Here is a 16183-nt window from a genome sequence, read left to right as displayed (position 1 = left end):
GTCGGCTGGGCCCCTTCCGTATCCGCTACCGCTGCTGCCGCCGCACCCCCGGTGAGACGAACAGCCGTCCTGCCAGCCAGAACAGACACAGCGTCACCAACGCCAGCCCGGCCACCAGGCTCGCCCCGCCGACCACCTGGCTGTAGTCCTCCTGGTAGAGGCCGTCCACGATGTAGCGGCCGAGGCCGCCGAAGGAGACGTACGCGGCGATGGTCGCGGTGGAGACGATCTGGATGGCCGAGGAGCGGATCCCGCTGAACACCAGCGGCAGCGCCACCGGCAGTTCCACCTGGAACAGCACCCGCAGCGGGCCCATCCCCATCCCCCGCGCCGCGTCCACCAGCGAGCGGTCCACCGAGCGGATCGCCTCGTAGGTGGTGACCAGCATCGGCGGGACAGCGAGGGCGACCAGCGGCACCATCACCGGGGTCATCCCGAGGCCCATCAGGATGGTGAGCAGCACCAGCAGCCCGAAGCTCGGCAGTGCCCTGGCCGCGGTGGCGAGGAAGGCCAGGGCGTTGCCGCCGCGGCCGGTGTGCCCGGTGATCAGGCCGATCGGGAGCCCGATCAGCGCGGCGATGCCGAGCGCCTCCAGGGAGTACTGGACGTGCTCGCCCAGCCGGGTCGGGATGCCGTCCTGGCCGCTCCAGTACTTGTGGTCGCTGAAGAAGACATGGGCGAAGTGGAAGAGGTTCACCGCACCGCCCAGGGTGTGAGGAGCCGGCGCAGCAGCACCAGCAGGCCGTCGATGAGGATCGCCAGGACCGCGGTGGTGAGCACCGAGTTCCAGGCCAGGATCGGCCGGTGGTACTGGCTGGCGTCGGCGAGCAGGTTGCCCAGCGCGCCCTGGTTGCCGATCAGCGCGCCGACGCTGACCAGGCTGATGCTGGAGACCACGGCGACCCGCAGCCCGGCCACGATCGCCGGGACCGCGATCGGCAGCTCGACCTGGACGAAGCGGCGGATCGGGCCGAAGCCCATCGCGGTCGCCGCGGCGTGGGTCTCGTCCGCCACCGAGCGGACGCCGTCGACGATCGCGGGGATCAGCACCACCAGGCTGTAGACGGTGAGCGGGATCTCCACGGTGGTGTCGCTCTGGCCGGTCCAGTCGATCAGGACCACGAAGAAGGCCAGCGACGGCAGCGCGTACAGGACGGTGCTGACCCCGAGCATCGGCCCGTAGAGCCAGCGGTAGCGGGCGCACAGCAGGCCGATCGGCAGCGCGATCAGCAGCCCGAAGAACACCGGGATCAGCGCGAGTTGGACGTGCCAGCCGACCAGTCCGAGCCAGCTGTGCTGGAGGTCGCTGGGGAGCTTGAAGAAGTCCCCCATCAGGCGCCCGCCCCGTCCGGCCGCACCGGCACGGCGGCGTCCTCGGCGGCGGTCCCGGCCGGGCCGCCGTCGCCGTCCGGCTCCGCCACCTGGGACGGCAGCAGCACCGGGCGCTCGGCGTGGGCGTCGCGGATGGCGGCGGCGATGGTCTCCTGCGCGGCGACGCCGACCGCCCGGCCGCTCTCGTCCACCGCGACGGCCCACCCGGTGGGCGAGAGCACGGCGGAGTCCAGCGCGGCGCGGAGCGAGTCCCGACCGGCCGTGAAGCTGTGGCCGTACGGGGTGAGCGCGGTGTCGCCGGCCGCGCGCAGCTTGGCGTCGGCCCAGCCGAGCGGGCGCCCCTCGGTGTCGGTGACCAGCAGGTAGGGGGTCTTGCCCAGGTCCAGCGCGGGCAGCGTGCGCTCGGTGAGCTGCTCGGCGGTGCTGTCCACGGCGACGATCGGCAGCGAGGTCAGCTCGACCCCGGCCGCGGTGAAGAAGGACAGCCGCCGGACGCCCCGGTCGGTGCCGAGGAAGTCCTCGACGAACGGGTCGGACGGCGCGGTCAGCAGTTCGGAGGGCGGCGCGTACTGGGCCAGCTTCCCGCCCTCGCGCAGCACCGCGACCATGTCGCCGAGCTTGATCGCCTCGTCGATGTCGTGGGTGACGAAGACGATGGTCTTGCCCAGCTCGGCCTGGATCCGCAGCAGTTCGTCCTGGAGGCCCTTGCGGACCACCGGGTCGACCGCGGAGAAGGGCTCGTCCATCAGCATCACCGGCGGGTCCGCGGCGAGCGCGCGGGCCACCCCGACGCGCTGCTGCTGGCCGCCGGAGAGCTGGTAGGGGTAGCGCTTGGCCAGGGCGGGGTCCAGGCCGACCCGCTCCATCAGCTCCAGCGCCCGGGTCTTGGCCTGCCGCCGGTCCCAGCCGAGCAGCCGGGGGACGGTGGCGATGTTGTCGGCGATGGTGCGGTGCGGGAACAGCCCCGCGTTCTGGATCACGTATCCCATGGAGCGGCGCAGCGCGTTGACGGGTTGGTCGCGGATGTCCGCGCCGTCGAGTGTGATGCGTCCCTCAGTGAGGTCGATCATGCGGTTGATCATGCGCAGGGTGGTGGTCTTGCCACAGCCCGAGGGTCCGACCAGAACCGTGATGGACCCGTCGGGTATCTCGAGCGTGAGACGGTCCACCGCGGTGGTTCCGTCCGGGTACCGCTTCGTCACAGCGTCAATCAGTATCAAAGCAGTACATAACCCTTCGGGCACAGCGCGATAACGGACCCTTATTTTCCGGTCGGTCACGCAGCTGCGTCAACGCTCAAAAGTTCGATCGGCAGCGTCGGCAAGGTACCCTCCGAAACGTTCTCCTTATGTACTACTCACAATCGCTTGCTACATTGCGCAGCCTGGAACCGGACGCCGGGGGCGTGCAGTCCTACTCCCCAATGCACCGTGCCGAACCGAAGGATGTGACCATGAGCGACACCAGGACCGGCGGCCGGGCCGCCGCCCGACGCGGTGACGGGTTCGCATCCTCCGGCGGCAGCGGCATGGAGTTCGGCGGGCGCGCGGCGGCCCGGAAGAGCCGCAAGCGCGGACGCCACCGCGGCCTGAAGATCGCCGCCATGGTCGTCGGCGGTGTGGTCCTCGTCTCAGGGAGCTACCTCGGCTACACGGCCTGGACCCTGGACCACAACATCAAGAGCGACAGCCTCTTCAACGGCACCAGCGGCAACGCCGGTACGGAGAAGGCCGACGCCTTCGGCCGCACCCCGATCAACATGCTGGTGATCGGCTCGGACGGACGCGACAACAAGGCCGACTGCAAGCTCGGCGGCGACTGCGGCCCGGGGGCGAACGCCGACGTCGAGATGGTGGTCCACATCTCCGCCGACCGCTCCAACGCGACCGTGATGAGCGTCCCGCGCGACCTGGTGACCACCCTCCCGGCCTGCACCGACGCCAAGACCGGCGCCCACACCGACGCCCACACCGGAATGATCAACAGCACCCTGGCCTACGGCCCCGGCTGCACCGTGGCCGCGGTCCACGATCTGACCGGAATTCCGATCGACCACTTCGCCATGATCGATTTCAGCGGCGTGGTCAATATGTCGGACGCGGTGGGCGGGGTCAGCGTCTGCGTCGACAACAACGTCTACGACCCCTACTCGCACCTGAAGCTCGCCAAGGGCACCCACGAGCTCCAGGGCACCGCCGCACTGGAGTTCGTCCGGACCCGGCACGGCTTCGGCAACGGCGGCGACCTGGGCCGGGCCGACGCCCAGCACATATTCCTGACCCAGACGATCAACGCGATGAAGAGTTCCAAGACCTTCACCAACCCGTCCCGGATGCTGAACCTGGCCACCGCCGCCACCAAGGCGCTGACCGTCGACGACGGCCTCAAGAGCATCTCCTCGCTGCTCGGCCTGGCCTCCGACCTCAACAAGGTCCCGACCAACCGGATGACCTTCACCACCATGCAGACCGGGGCCGACCCGTCGGACGTGAACCGGCTGGTGATAGGGCCGGGCGCGCAGACCCTGTTCAACACCATCAGCAACGACCAGTCGCTGACCACCGCCTCCGGCGGCAAGAGCGCCGCCGCGAGCGCCACCGCCACGGCCGCCCCGAGCACCCCGTCGACGCCGCCGGGCGAGATCGCGGTCCAGGTCGAGAACGGCAGCACCACCAGCGGCCGGGCCACCGCCCTGCACGACCAGCTGGTCAAGCTCGGCTACAGCAGCGACAGCACCATAGGCAACGCGCCCAGCAGCAGCGTGCAGACCAGCACGGTGGAGTACGGCACCGGCCGCAAGGCCGACGCCCAGCAGGTCGCCGCGAGCCTCGGCCTCGCCGCCTCGGCGGTGAAGCCGGCCAGCAGCGGCAGCAAGGTCACCCTGGTGATCGGCGCCGACTGGCCGTCCGGTGTGGTCTTCCCCGGCGGCACCGCCAAGGCGCCCGCGGCCAACACCAAGGTCGCGCTGGCCAACGCCAGTGCCAAGACCGGCAACCAGGTCAACAGCTGCGCCCATGTGAGCACCCAGGCCACGGTGTCGCTGCCCGGCTACGGCGGGATGAACCCGACCCGGGCCTACGCGCTCAGCCCGAAGGTCAAGAACTCCGCACCCTAGCCTGTCCGGTAGGTCTTCGCAGGCGGGCGGGCCCCGGTCAGATCGGGGCGGCCTCGACCGCCCGTTCCAGCTCGGCCAGGTCGAGACCGTGCTCCCGCAGCACCACCCGGGCCAGCCCTCCGCCCTCCCGGATCAGCCCCAACAGCAGGTGCCCCGGGCCGAGATGGTCGTCCTTGCGGCCCTGCGCGGCCCGCAGCGACAGCGCCAGGCTCCGCTTGGCCCGCTCGGTGAACGGCGTCCTGGTCCGCGCCCGGCCCCGGCCCGCGGCGCCGGACGGGCGGCTGAGCGCACCCGCGCCGAAGGCCGCCTCGACCCGCTCGGTGACCGCGTCCAGGTCGATCCCGATGGCCCCCAGCGCGTCCCCGTCCAACTCCTCGCCGCCGACCCGCAGCAGCCGCTGGACGGCCGCCCCGGCGGTGTCCAGGTCGAGGCCGTGCCGGACCAGCACCGCCACCCCGGGGGAGTCCGGCTGGTGCAGCAGCCCGAGCAGCAGGTGCTCGGTGCCGACGAAGTCGTGCCTCATCCCGCGGGCCTCTTCGGTGGCGGCGACCACGGTGCTCCGCGCGGCCTGAGTAAAGCGTTCGAACATGGCTACTCCTCCCCCTTCCCGAACAGCCCCGGCCCGCGCCGGGAGTGCTTCTTGTGCACGGCCTGCTTGCTGACGCCCAGGCAGACCGCGATGTCCTGCCAGGACCAGCCCTGCGCCCTGGCGTTGCCGACCTGCAGCTGCTCCAGCCGCTCGGCCAGCTCCCGCAGCGCCCGTACGGCCCGGAGGCCGACGGCCGGATCCCTGCTGCCCGCGTCGTCCGCGAGCTGTCTCGTCTCGCTCATGCCGTCAACATACATTGACGATCGCGCCGCCGTCAACCTTCATTGACAGTGCGGCTCAGTCGCCCAGCACCAGCCGCAGCCCGAAGCCGACCACGACCACACCGGTCACCCGGTCCAGCACCCGCCGGGCCGCCGGGCGGCGGAGCCAGCCCCTGAGCACCCCGGCGAACCCCACCAGCAGCGCCGACCAGAGCACCCCCTCGGCCACGTGCACGCAGGTCAGCAGGACCCCCATGGCCAGGTGCGACGCGCCCGCCGGGATGAACTGCGGCAGGACCGCGACATAGAAGACGCCGATCTTGGGGTTCAGCAGATTGGTGAGCAGCCCGCGCCGGAACCCCAGCAGCACCCCGCCGGGCCCGTCCCGCTCCTCGGCGACGTCCGGGTGGGCGTCGACGCCGCCGTTCCCGTCCCTGTCCCGGCGCAGGCTGCCGAGCAGCATCCGGCCGCCCATCCACAGCAGGTACGCCGCCCCGGCCAGCCGCAGCGCGTCGTAGGCGGTCTGCGACGCGGTCAGCAGCACGCTCACCCCGAGCGAGCTGAGCGTGCCCCAACTGAGGGTCCCGGCCTGGATTCCGGCGACCACACCCCAGGCCTCCGGTCGGCCGCGGAGCGCGGCGGTGCGGAGTATCAGCGCGGTGTCCAGCCCGGGGGTGACCGTCAGCAGGCCGACGACCAGCGCGAACGACCAGAGGGCGGCAGAGGCGTCCATGCCCGCGCAGCCTACCGACGCGGCTCCGCGGCCCGGTGCACGGGTGGACAGGCCGTCAGGCCGTCAGGCCGTCAGCGGCAGCAGCAGCACCGGTGCGGTGGTCGGCCGGACCGAGCCCCCGGCCGGTTCCACCGTCACGCCCACCCCGTTCGCGCCGCCGGGCGTCCCGGTCAGCATGGTCGCGCCGTCCACCGCCCCGGACGGCACCAGCCCGGCCGAGACCATCCGCCCGTCCTTGCTGTACCAGAGCTGGTAGACCTTGTGCGACGGCAGCGGAGCCAGCCCCCGGTAGACGAACGCGGTCTGCCGCAGCGCGTCCGAGCTGACGACCGTGCTGCTGCCGCCGCCCTTCACCTGCCCGGTGTGGAAGGTCGCGTCCGGCGCGGCGAGCAGCGCGCTCAGCGCCGACGCCTCGGACTGCATCTGCGCGGAGCGGGTACGTTCCTGCTGCACCTGGTTCTCGGCGTTGACCGCGATCCCGCCCGCCGCCACGGCCAGCACCAGGCAGGCCGCCAGCGCGAGCCGCGGCACGGCCCGCCGCCAGCGGCGCCAGCGCTTCGAAGCGGACGACCAGGACGAGACGTCCACCGGCACCAGCGGCGGCAGCTGCCGCACCTCGGGGATGGCCGCCATGACCCGGGCCCGGAAGTCACCGGACGGGGTCTCCGCCGCGGCCAGCGCCAGCCGGGCCGCGGTCTCCTCCAGCTCCCGCACCTCCTGGGCACAGGCCGCGCAAGCGGCCAGATGCCGGGCGAACTCCTCCGACTCACGGTCGGAGAGCGCGTGCAGCGCGTAGGCACCGGTCAGCGTGTGCAGGTCGGCACTGGTCACGCGGTCACCCCCAGGCAGTCGCGGAGGCGGATGAGTCCGTCCCGCAGGCGAGTCTTGACAGTCCCCAGGGCGGCGCCGAGCAGGTCGGCGGTCTCCTGGTAGGTGCAGCCGCGGTAGTAGGCGAGCAGGACCGACTCGCGCTGCAGTTCGGTCAGCGAGCTGAGGCAGCGGCGCACCTGCTCGCGTTCGAGCCGGCGCTCCACCTGCTCACTGACCTCGTCGAAGGCAGGGGTGTGGTCGCGGGCGGCGGCCCGGTGCTCCCGGTCGGTCGAAGCCTGCGCCGAGCGCACCCGGTCCACCGCGCGGCGGTGGGCCAGGGTCATGATCCAGGACATGGCGCTCCCCTTGTCGGGGTCGAACCTGGCGGCGCAGCGCCACACCTCGATCAGCACCTCCTGGGCCACTTCCTCCGACTGCGCCGGATCCCGGAGCAGTCGGCGGACCAGCCCGAGGACGGGTCCGGCGACGGCCGAGTAGACGGTCTCGAAGGCCCGTTGATCGCCCCTGGAGACGCGTTCGAGCAGGGTCTCCAGAGCGCCGGGACCCGGGACCGCGGGCTGGTCGCCTTGTGCTGCCGCGTGCATGCATTGCCTCCGGGGATACGGGTGTGCACCCATCATTCGGGGCTGCCACCCGAAAGGATTGGTCCGGACGGACATTCATCCGGACCGTCCCGGGTCGGCTACTGCGCCGGGGGCATCAGCACCGTGTCGATGATCTCGACATTGGCGTTCGATGTCTGCACATTCCCGCAGACGATGTTCGCCGTGCCGTTCACCTTGTACATGTCGCCGCTGCCCGCGGTGGTCAGCGACTGCTTCTCCAGGGTCGGGTGGCTGCCGCTGGCCAGCTGCGCCGGGGTGAGCTTCTGGCCCACCACGTGGTAGGTCAGGATCTTGGTCAGCATGGCCTTGTCGGCCAGCACCTTGTCCAGGGTCGCCTTCGGGATCTTGGCGAAGGCCGCGTTGTCCGGTGCGAACACGGTGATGTTCTGCGCACTGTTGAGCGTGTCCACCAGGCCGGCCGCCTTGACCGCGGCGACCAGGGTGGTCAGCTGCGGGTTGTTGGAGGCGGCGGTGGCCACCGGGTCCTGGGCCATCCCGTTGAAGCTGCCCGCGCCGGTCGCCGGGACGGTGGCGCAGGCCGAGCCGAAGGGCTTGTCCGCGGCCGGGCTCGCCGCGGCGGGCGAGGACGGTGCGGCCGAGGTCGCCACCGAACTCCCCGACGCTCCGGCCGAACTGCTGCCGCTGCTGCCGCAGGCGGCCACACCGATCACCAGGCCGGTGGCCGCGGCCGAGGCCACGGCTATCCGGACGGCGCGCGTGGTGCGGTTGGCATGCGTGTTCATGACTGTCTCCTTTATGGCCGGTCTCTCCTAGGTCATTCGTGGCCGGGAAAGAGATGGATTGGTGCTTTTCTTATGATTTCTGGTGATTCGTCAGCCGACGGACACGACCACCGAATGCCATCCGGTCGCCCCGTTCGGCACCGTGCCGACCCGGGCGTCGGTCTGCGTGTAGCCGGTGCGGTCGGTCGCCCTGACCTCGATCTGGTGCGATCCGGGCGTGGCGGGCCACTGCCAGACCCACTGCCGCCAGGTGTCCACGGTGTCCTGCGCGGCCAGGTCGGCGACCTGCCACTTTCCGCCGTCCACCCGCACCTCGACCCGCTCGATGCCCTTGTGCTGCGCCCAGGCGACCCCGGCGACGGCCACCTTGCCGGTGCTGAGCTGCGCGAACGGCTTGGGGGTGTCGATCCGCGACTCGGTCTTGATCGGGGCACGCTGGGACCAGCCGCGGCGCACCCAGTAGGCGTCGTAGTCGGCGAAGTCCGTCAGCTCCAGGTCCTTCAGCCACTTGCAGGCCGAGACGTACCCGTACAGCCCGGGTACCAGCATCCGCACCGGGAAGCCGTGCGCGAAGGGCAGCGGCTCGCCGTTCATGCCGACCGCGAGCATGGCGTCCCGCCCGTCCATCACGGTGTCGACCGGGCTGCCGATCATCATCCCGTCCACCGAGCGAGCCAACAGCTGGTCGGCGGGGCCGCCTTGGGAGGGCGGACGGACCCCGGCCTCCCGCAGCAGCGGGGCCAGCGGCACGCCGATCCAGCGGGCGTTGCCCAGGTAGGGGCCGCCGACCTCATTGGAGACGCAGGTCAGGGTGATGTCACGCTCGATCAGTTCCCGTGCGAGCAGGTCGCGGTAGCCGAGGTCCAACTCCTTGCTGACGCCCTTGCCGTGGATCCGCAGCCGCCAGGTCTCGGCGTTGACGTCGGGCGCGACCAGGGCGGTGTCGACCCGGTAGAACGAGGGGTTGGGAGTGGTGAACGGGCTGAGTCCGGGCAGCTTGAGATCCACCCCGCGCGGCAGCGGGGCAGCGCGGGAGCCTGGCGTAGGAAGCACCACGGACGCCCGCTCGGCGGCGGCCCTGGCCCCGCTGTCGGCGTTCAACCGCCGCCCCAACACCCCGGCCCCAGCCGAGAGCGCGGACGCCGCCAACGCCAACACCATGAACCCGCGCCGATCGAACGTCCCGGCGGGGGAGGCAAGTTGCGGCTGGGCGACGGGCTCTGCCGCGGCGACGGGCTCCGGCTCCGGCTCAGCCGCAGGCGCTGCCGTGGCCTCAGGCTCCACCTCGCCCTCAGGTCCCGGCTTGGCGCCGGACTCCCGCACCGCCACCGGCCCTGCCTCAACTCCCCGCTCCCCCGCAACCCCTGTCCCGGGGCCCCACGCGCCCGCGCGCCCGCGCCCCCCGGGCCCCGCCCCCTCCCCTGCTCCGGGCTCCCGCGCTGTCGCGGCCCCCGCGGTGGCGGCCCCCGCCGTGATCCGCAGCTTCCCCGCAAGGAAGTACAGCACCGCGGCCCCGGTCAGCGCCCCGACCGCGGAAGGGATCCAGTCCCACCGGCCCGCGTCCGGTCGGGACGCCGCCGCGACAGCGCCGAGCAGCCCGAAGACCAGCACTCCGCTCGTGCCGACCCGTCGCCACCGCAACGCGACCACCCCGATGACCAGCGCGAAGCCGGCCAGCAGGGCGAGGATGCCGAGTTGCAGGAACAGCTTGTCGTTCGTGCCGAAGTGCCGGACGGCGAAGTCCTTCACCTGTCCCGGCGTGCGGTCGATGACCGCCCCGCCGACCGCGGTGACCGGACTCGCCTGTGGTCGGATCGCCGAGGACACCAACTCCGCCACCGCCAACGCGGTGAAGGCCGCCACCAGCCCGCTCAACGCGGCCAGCGCCACCCGCAGCCACGGGACCGCGGCCACCAGCCGCCGCACCCGGGTCCTGCCGGATTCCTCCGTGGTGTCTCGTTTTCCGCTCACACGTGCGATTCGGAACCGCCCTCCCCCCGGATTGGCCCCAGCTGCCCCAGCCTCCCCACCTACCCCGGCGGCACCTTGGGCCTCAGCCCCGCCCGCGCACCCGACCCCGCCCGCGCCCCCGCCACCACGCCGCGCCCACCCCCAGCGCCGTCGCACAGCCGACACCGGCCATCAACAGCAGCCAGTTCCGCAGATACGGCAACGGCAGCAGCGTCGCGTTGCCCTTGTGCTGGTTCTCCCGCAGCACCGCGGGCAGCCCGATCGCGGTCAGCGTCACCATGGTGATCAGCCCGACCACCAGCGGGCCGCGCACCCGGCCCGGCACCGCCCTTACCAGCAGGGCTACCGCCAGCAGCACGATCGGCATCCACACCCCGTCGTGCAGCACGATCGCCCCCGCGCCCCAGACCAGCACGTGGAACCGCTGACCGTTGAGATACGGCTCGCCCAGGAACCCGGACACCCCGAAGCCCACCAGCGCCAACCCGCAGGCCAGCACCAGGCCCCGCGCCACCGCCTGCCCGGACGGCCACGCCACCGAGCGCAGCCACTCCCCCACCGGATTCCGCCGCCGCGACGCCGTCACGCGATCACCTCCAGTCGGGACACCCATTTCGTCTGCAGCACCCCGGGCCGGTTCGGCGCGATGATCCGCGCCGGGTAGCCGTGGTCGGCCGCCAGCACCTCCCCGTTGACCCGCAGCGCCAGCAGCGTCAGCGGGTCGCGCACGTAGGAGGCCTCCATCTCGGTCACCCCGTAGGCGCCGCCCTGGTCCAGCGAGACCACCCGGACCCGGGCCGACCCGTCCGCACCGGCCCGCGCCAGCAGGTCGCGGACCCGCACCCCGGTCCACTGCGCGGACGCGCTCCACCCCTCCACGCAGGAGATCGGCAGCCGCGCCGTGTGCTGCGGCAGCGCGGCCAGCTCGGCCAGGGTCAGCGTGTACGGGCGCGGCCCCGCGACGACCAGCCGCCAGTCCGCGCCGGAGACCCGCTCGGTGCCCGCCGCCTGCGCCGTACGGTTGACCGGCAGGCCCTGCGGGCCGATGTCCGGACGCCGCGGGGCCAGCAGGTCGAGCCGCCGCAGCCACGGCACCGTCTGCCCGGCGGTGACCAGGGTGACGGTCAGCACCGACAGCGCCACCCCGCCCAGGAACGCCCGCCGCCCCGGCACCACCGCAGGCCCAGCCCCACTTCCCGCAGCAGCCCCCGCCTCCGCCCTGACCCTGCGCCAGTTCGCCCCGATCTCAGGCCACTTGGCCCCGATGTGGAGCAGCAGCCCACCGATCGCGATCCAGGCCAGCCAGAAGTGCGTCTGCCGGAACGGGAACGGCCAGGGGTACCACTGCAGGGTGTTCAGCAGCCCGGTGAAGACCTCCAGCAGCGCCGAGCCGACCAGCAGCACGATGCCCAGCCGCTCCAGCGCCTGCAGCACGCTCTTCGCCGGGGGCCAGGCGAACAGCCGGGGGTAGACCGTCCACAGCTTCGCCCCGAGCAGCGGGATCGCCGCGATCCCGCTGATCACGTGCAGGCCCTGGGTGACCCGGTAGCCGTTCACCGGGCGGCTGGGCAGGTGGTCCCTGAGCCACCCGGGCGGGTCCTGCAGGGTGTGGCTGAACAGCCCGGTGACGAAGCACACCACGAAGGCCGCGCCGAGCCAGCGCCCGATCATCACGGCGGTCCGCGGCTGGTGCAGCCTGGAGCTGAAGGCGGCCTGGACCTCCGAGGGATGCGGAGGACGCGGCAGCCGCGGCGGACGCGGAACCCGCGGAAGCCGAAGGCGCGGAGGGGACGGAAGGGGGTTTCTTGGCACCCACCCATCAGACAGCCAGGACCCGCCGCCGTCCCCGACCGACGTGCTTACGGAATTCCTACGCCGCGACCCCGCCGTGTCACAACCCTGCAACAGCTGGGCCCGGAACCCAGCCGGGACGGCCGCTCCGCGGTTCCACTCACAGAAAGCCTGCATACGATCGAGGACCGAGCCCAGGAAGACCCTCCCTCGCGCACCCGAGCCCAGGAAGTCCTTTCATGTCCCACCCCGCTCTCCGTTCCGTCGGCCTCGGCTTCCGCCTGCTCGGCGCGAGCGTCCTGGCCGGCGCCCTCGTCGCCGGGATCGCGCTGCCCGCGGTCGGTTCCGTGGGCTTCGGCGCCAAGTCCGCGGTCGACGAGTTCGACAACCTGCCGGATGACCTGATCACCCCGCCGCTGTCGCAGGCGTCGACCATCTACGACGCCGACGGCGGCGTGATCGCCACCGTCTACTCCCGCGACCGCACCGTGGTCCCGCTGAGCAAGATCGCCCCGGTGATGCAGAACGCCCTCATCGACATCGAGGACAACCGCTTCTACCAGCACGGCGCGATCGACCTCAAGGGCACCCTGCGCGCCCTGACCAACAACGCCGACTCCAGCGGCGGCACCCAGGGCGGCTCGACGCTGACCCAGCAGTACATCAAGAACGTCGGGATCGAGAAGGCCGGCAACGACCCGGTCAAGCTCGCCGAGGCGGTGCGGCAGACCACCGGCCGCAAGATCACCGAGCTGAAGTACGCCATCAAGATGGAGCAGACCCACACCAAGGCCGAGATCCTCGCGGACTACCTGAACATCACCTTCTTCGGCAACCAGGCCTACGGCATCGAGGCCGCCGCCGAGCGTTACTTCAGCGTCCACGCGTACCAGCTCACGCTGCCGCAGGCGGCACTGCTGGCCGGTCTGGTGCAGTCCCCGAGCGAGGACGACCCGATCTCCCACCCGGTCGCCGCGCTGGCCCGCCGCAACACCGTGCTGGACGCGATGGCCAGGTACCACAGCATCACCCCGGCCCAGGCCAAGGCGGCCGAGGCGACCCCGCTGAAGCTGAAGACCAGCCTGCCGCAGGGCTGCACCGACGCCAAGCACGGCGAGGCCTTCTTCTGCGACTACGTCGAGCACATCGTGCTGCAGGACCCGGCCTTCGGCGCCACCGCGGCGATCCGGCAGGAGGTGTGGGACCAGGGCGGGCTGAAGATCCACACCACTCTTCAGCCCAAGGACCAGAAGGCGGTCCAGGCCGCGGTCACCGGCCATGTGAACGCCGGGGACAAGGCGGCGGCGGCGATGACCATCGTCCAGCCGGGCACCGGCAAGATCCTGGCCATGGGCCAGAGCCGCCCGTACGGCACCGGCGCGGGGGCCGACCAGACCACGCTGAACTACAACGTGGACCAGTCGATGGGCGGCGGCGGCGGATTCCAGACCGGCTCCACCTTCAAGCCGATCACCGCGGCGGCGGCGCTGGAGCAGGGCATCGGCATGGACCAGACCTACGCCTCGCCGTACTCCGCGGACTACCCGCAGATGACGGACTGCGACGGCAACACCCTCGTGCCCCAGCCCGGCGACCGCAACGACGAGACCAGCCTGGTCGGCCCGTTCAACATGCCGCAGGCGATGGCGCAGTCGGTGAACACGTACTTCGTGCCGCTGGAGGCGCAGGCCGGCCTCTGCAACGTGGTCAAGATGATGAACAAGCTGGGGATCACCACCCAGGCGATGCAGACCTACGACAAGAAGACCAAGACCTACTCGCCGGCCCCGATCCAGCAGGTCCAGTCGCTGACCCTGGGCACCAACAACCTCACCCCGCTGCAGATGGCGAACGTCTACGCGACCTTCGCGGCCCGCGGCACCTACTGCTCGCCGACCGCGATCACCTCGGTCACCGGCCCGACCGGCAAGAGCCTCTCGGTCCCGCAGCCGAACTGCAACCAGGTGATGTCGCAGACCACCGCGGACGACATCACCACCATGCTCAACGGTGTGGTCCAGGACGGCACCGGCACCCCGGTGAAGTTCGCCGACGGCCGTCCCAGCGCGGGCAAGACCGGCACCACCAACGGCAGCAAGCAGGTCTGGTTCGTCGGCTTCACCCCGGAGCTGGCCGGCGCCACGGTGCTCAGCGACACCGGCCTCAAGGTCACCGACCTGGACGACGGCCAGAGCATCGGCGGCCACATTCCCTACGTGGTCACCGGCGGCGGGCTGGCCGGGCCGATCTGGCACGACGCGATGTCCGGCGCGCTGGCCGGGGTGCCGTTCGGCCAGTTCAACCTGGTCCCGCTGCCGGGCGGGGCGAAGCCGTCCAGCCCCTGAGGCCGTGGCCGGACCCGCGCCGGACCCGGCTCGCCCGGGTCCGGCGCGCCCGGGTCCGGCGCGCCCGGGTCCGGCGCGCCCGGGTCCGGCGCGCCCGGGTCCGGCGCGCCCGCCTGGCCGCGCGGCGGCGCGGCGGCGGCGTGCTCGGCGCGCGGCAGCGGCGTGCGGCCGGACGGCGTGCGCGGCGTGCGGCGGCGTGCTGTCCGAGGGCCGACACGCCGGTTCCACCCCCTTCGGACGTGTCCCGACGGCGAGGTCGCACATTCGCAGGTAGCGTGATGCTCAGTAGCAGTCGTGGTTCCCGAGACCTTCTCGCCCGTGATCGCTGATCACGGGCGTTTTCGCTGCCCGCGACGGTGCTCCCGGAGGGTCGCTCGGAGACATGGTGCCCGCACAGAGCGCGCGCTGATGCAACTGCCCTCGCAAGGAGAACAAGCATGGCCAGTGGCACCGTGAAGTGGTTCAACGCCGAAAAGGGCTTCGGTTTCATCGAGCAGGACGGCGGCGGCCCCGACGTCTTCGCCCACTACTCCAACATCAGTGCCCAGGGCTTCCGTGAGCTCCAGGAGGGCCAGAAGGTGAACTACGACGTCACCCAGGGCCAGAAGGGCCCGCAGGCCGAGAACATCGTCCCGGCCTGACGCACCCGCAGGAAACGGACGCCCCGTCCGCGGCTCACACAGCCGCGCACGGGGCGTCCGCGCGTGACGGCGACTTCATCTGCGCCGATATGCGTAGATGTGAACGATATCGATCCCCGGCACGCCCCGATTCGGAACACTTGAGGCCCTTCCTGGGCGAAACCGGTCACTGCATCACCGCCGCGGGACGACTTCGCGACGCTGCTGAGGCAGGACGGCGACGTCGTCCAGCCCTCGACCGAGCCGGGAGACCCGTCATGACCGACCCGCAGTGGCGCACCCTGATCGACCACGTCGAATCCGTCCCCGAGCGCGTCTACGAGGGCTGGGACCCGCACGGCGGCTGGGACAACGACACCCAGTGGGGCCGCGAGTTCGGCGAGAACCTGGTGCCCTGGTGCGTGATCTGGGCCTGGGACATGTACCACGAGGCCGGGCTCACCTCGATCGTGCCGAAGGTCGACAACGTCGTCGTCTTCGCCAACTGGGCCCGGTCGCACAGCCAGTGGTCCGAGTACCCGAGCGTCGGCGCCTGGACCGACTTCGGCAACGGGCACTGCGAGCTGGTCGTCGGCTTCGACGCGACCACGGTCAGGACCAAGGGCGGGAACTCGGTGAAGGCAGGCGCGGCCGACAACGGCCAGGGCAACGGGGTCTGGTCGCACACCCACGCCCGCCGGGACCCGTACGTCGTCGGCTACTTCGCCCCCCGCTTCGCCGACGGCCACTGCCCGCCCACCGCGGACCCGGCCGACCCGCGCGGCGGCAAGGCCGTCCCCGCCTGGCACTGGACCGGCCCCGCCGCCCCTTCGCCGACCGCCCCGACTCCCCCGCCCGCCCCCGGCAAGCCGCAGGCCGGCGTCCCGGCCGTCTCGCTCGCGGCGGTCATCGCCGCCGCCGCGCACGACGGCCCGGCCCCGCAGGGCTCCGCGCTGCACCGGGCCGACGTCCTGCCGGTGGAGCAGGCCCTCGCCGCCGAGGGCCTGCTCGCCGCCCGCTGGGTCGACGGCAGCTACGGCACCGAGACCGTCACGGCGTACGCGGCCTGGCAGCGCCGCTACAGCGACGCGCACAGGCTGGGCTGGACCGGCGCCGACGTCAACGGCATCCCGGGCCGGGAGTCGCTGACCGCGCTCGGCGCCAAGCACCGCTTCACCGTCACCAACTGATCCGTCACCAACTGATTTAGCATCAACTGGCCAGTTGTGACTGGCCAGTTGGCCTACCTCTTGGAATCTCTCGGGAACCCCTCGCGACTTTCCGCGT

The 16183-nt window shown here is 71.8% G+C and carries 16 protein-coding genes; 4 read left to right on the top strand and 12 right to left on the bottom strand.

Annotation, left to right across the window (positions count from 1 at the left end):
- Positions 1-25 precede the first annotated feature (25 nt).
- Genes ACEZDE_RS18005 through ACEZDE_RS17995 form a run of 3 tightly spaced genes read right to left on the bottom strand, consistent with a single transcriptional unit; the run spans position 26 to position 2552 of the window.
- Positions 26-697, bottom strand: coding sequence for an ABC transporter permease (locus tag ACEZDE_RS18005; protein WP_380537307.1), 672 nt, complete (start codon positions 695-697; stop codon positions 26-28).
- Positions 694-1332 (bottom strand): ABC transporter permease, encoded by a 639-nt coding sequence (locus ACEZDE_RS18000; protein ID WP_380537306.1) that lies wholly within the window; start codon positions 1330-1332, stop codon positions 694-696. Before ACEZDE_RS18000 ends, ACEZDE_RS18005 begins: the two co-directional genes overlap by 4 nt.
- Positions 1332-2552 carry an ABC transporter ATP-binding protein gene (locus tag ACEZDE_RS17995; RefSeq protein ID WP_380537305.1) on the bottom strand — a complete coding sequence of 407 codons (1221 nt, stop codon included), beginning with the start codon at positions 2550-2552 and terminating at the stop codon, positions 1332-1334. The genes ACEZDE_RS18000 and ACEZDE_RS17995 overlap by 1 nt, the downstream gene beginning before the upstream one ends.
- A gap of 233 nt (positions 2553-2785) precedes the next feature.
- Here ACEZDE_RS17995 and ACEZDE_RS17990 point away from each other — a divergent pair, with 233 nt between their 5' ends.
- Positions 2786-4447, top strand: coding sequence for an LCP family protein (locus ACEZDE_RS17990; protein ID WP_380537304.1), 1662 nt, complete (start codon positions 2786-2788; stop codon positions 4445-4447).
- 37 nt (positions 4448-4484) lie between these two features.
- On the opposite strand, the gene ACEZDE_RS17985 is transcribed toward ACEZDE_RS17990, so the two are convergent.
- From ACEZDE_RS17985 to ACEZDE_RS17945, 9 genes are all read right to left on the bottom strand, one after another.
- Complete coding sequence (locus ACEZDE_RS17985; RefSeq protein ID WP_380537303.1) at positions 4485-5036, bottom strand: Clp protease N-terminal domain-containing protein; 552 nt, start codon at positions 5034-5036, stop codon at positions 4485-4487.
- 2 nt (positions 5037-5038) lie between these two features.
- Positions 5039-5278, bottom strand: coding sequence for an RNA polymerase subunit sigma-70 (locus ACEZDE_RS17980; protein WP_380537302.1), 240 nt, complete (start codon positions 5276-5278; stop codon positions 5039-5041).
- A gap of 55 nt (positions 5279-5333) precedes the next feature.
- On the bottom strand, positions 5334-5990 hold the full coding sequence (locus ACEZDE_RS17975; RefSeq protein ID WP_380537301.1) for a LysE family translocator: 657 nt from the start codon (positions 5988-5990) through the stop codon (positions 5334-5336).
- 63 nt (positions 5991-6053) lie between these two features.
- Complete coding sequence (locus ACEZDE_RS17970; RefSeq protein ID WP_380537300.1) at positions 6054-6821, bottom strand: anti-sigma factor; 768 nt, start codon at positions 6819-6821, stop codon at positions 6054-6056.
- Complete coding sequence (locus ACEZDE_RS17965) at positions 6818-7405, bottom strand: sigma-70 family RNA polymerase sigma factor (RefSeq protein ID WP_380537299.1); 588 nt, start codon at positions 7403-7405, stop codon at positions 6818-6820. Before ACEZDE_RS17965 ends, ACEZDE_RS17970 begins: the two co-directional genes overlap by 4 nt.
- Positions 7406-7503: 98 nt before the next feature.
- On the bottom strand, positions 7504-8169 hold the full coding sequence (locus tag ACEZDE_RS17960; protein WP_380537298.1) for a fasciclin domain-containing protein: 666 nt from the start codon (positions 8167-8169) through the stop codon (positions 7504-7506).
- A 90-nt stretch (positions 8170-8259) separates the two neighbouring features.
- The gene (locus tag ACEZDE_RS17955; protein WP_380537297.1) at positions 8260-10140 is read right to left on the bottom strand and encodes a molybdopterin-dependent oxidoreductase; all 1881 of its coding nucleotides are present in this window, start codon (positions 10138-10140) and stop codon (positions 8260-8262) included.
- Between the two features lie 82 nt (positions 10141-10222).
- Positions 10223-10726, bottom strand: coding sequence for a hypothetical protein (locus ACEZDE_RS17950; protein WP_380537296.1), 504 nt, complete (start codon positions 10724-10726; stop codon positions 10223-10225).
- Positions 10723-11811 (bottom strand): molybdopterin-dependent oxidoreductase, encoded by a 1089-nt coding sequence (locus ACEZDE_RS17945; protein WP_380537295.1) that lies wholly within the window; start codon positions 11809-11811, stop codon positions 10723-10725. The genes ACEZDE_RS17950 and ACEZDE_RS17945 overlap by 4 nt, the downstream gene beginning before the upstream one ends.
- A gap of 359 nt (positions 11812-12170) precedes the next feature.
- On the opposite strand from ACEZDE_RS17945, the gene ACEZDE_RS17940 reads away from it, so the two are divergent.
- The 3 genes from ACEZDE_RS17940 (at position 12171) to ACEZDE_RS17930 (ending at position 16086) form a co-directional block, all read left to right on the top strand.
- The gene (locus ACEZDE_RS17940; RefSeq protein WP_380537294.1) at positions 12171-14276 is read left to right on the top strand and encodes a transglycosylase domain-containing protein; all 2106 of its coding nucleotides are present in this window, start codon (positions 12171-12173) and stop codon (positions 14274-14276) included.
- Between the two features lie 437 nt (positions 14277-14713).
- The gene (locus tag ACEZDE_RS17935) at positions 14714-14917 is read left to right on the top strand and encodes a cold-shock protein (RefSeq protein ID WP_380537293.1); all 204 of its coding nucleotides are present in this window, start codon (positions 14714-14716) and stop codon (positions 14915-14917) included.
- Positions 14918-15174: 257 nt separating this feature from the next.
- The gene (locus tag ACEZDE_RS17930; protein ID WP_380537292.1) at positions 15175-16086 is read left to right on the top strand and encodes a hypothetical protein; all 912 of its coding nucleotides are present in this window, start codon (positions 15175-15177) and stop codon (positions 16084-16086) included.
- Positions 16087-16183: the final 97 nt, after the last annotated feature.

Origin of the sequence: Streptacidiphilus cavernicola (genome assembly GCF_042510955.1) — a bacterium.
GTDB lineage: Bacteria > Actinomycetota > Actinomycetes > Streptomycetales > Streptomycetaceae > Streptacidiphilus > Streptacidiphilus cavernicola.
The sequence above is the reverse complement of the archived record's forward strand: the minus strand, read 5'-3'. Positions and strand labels throughout refer to the sequence as shown.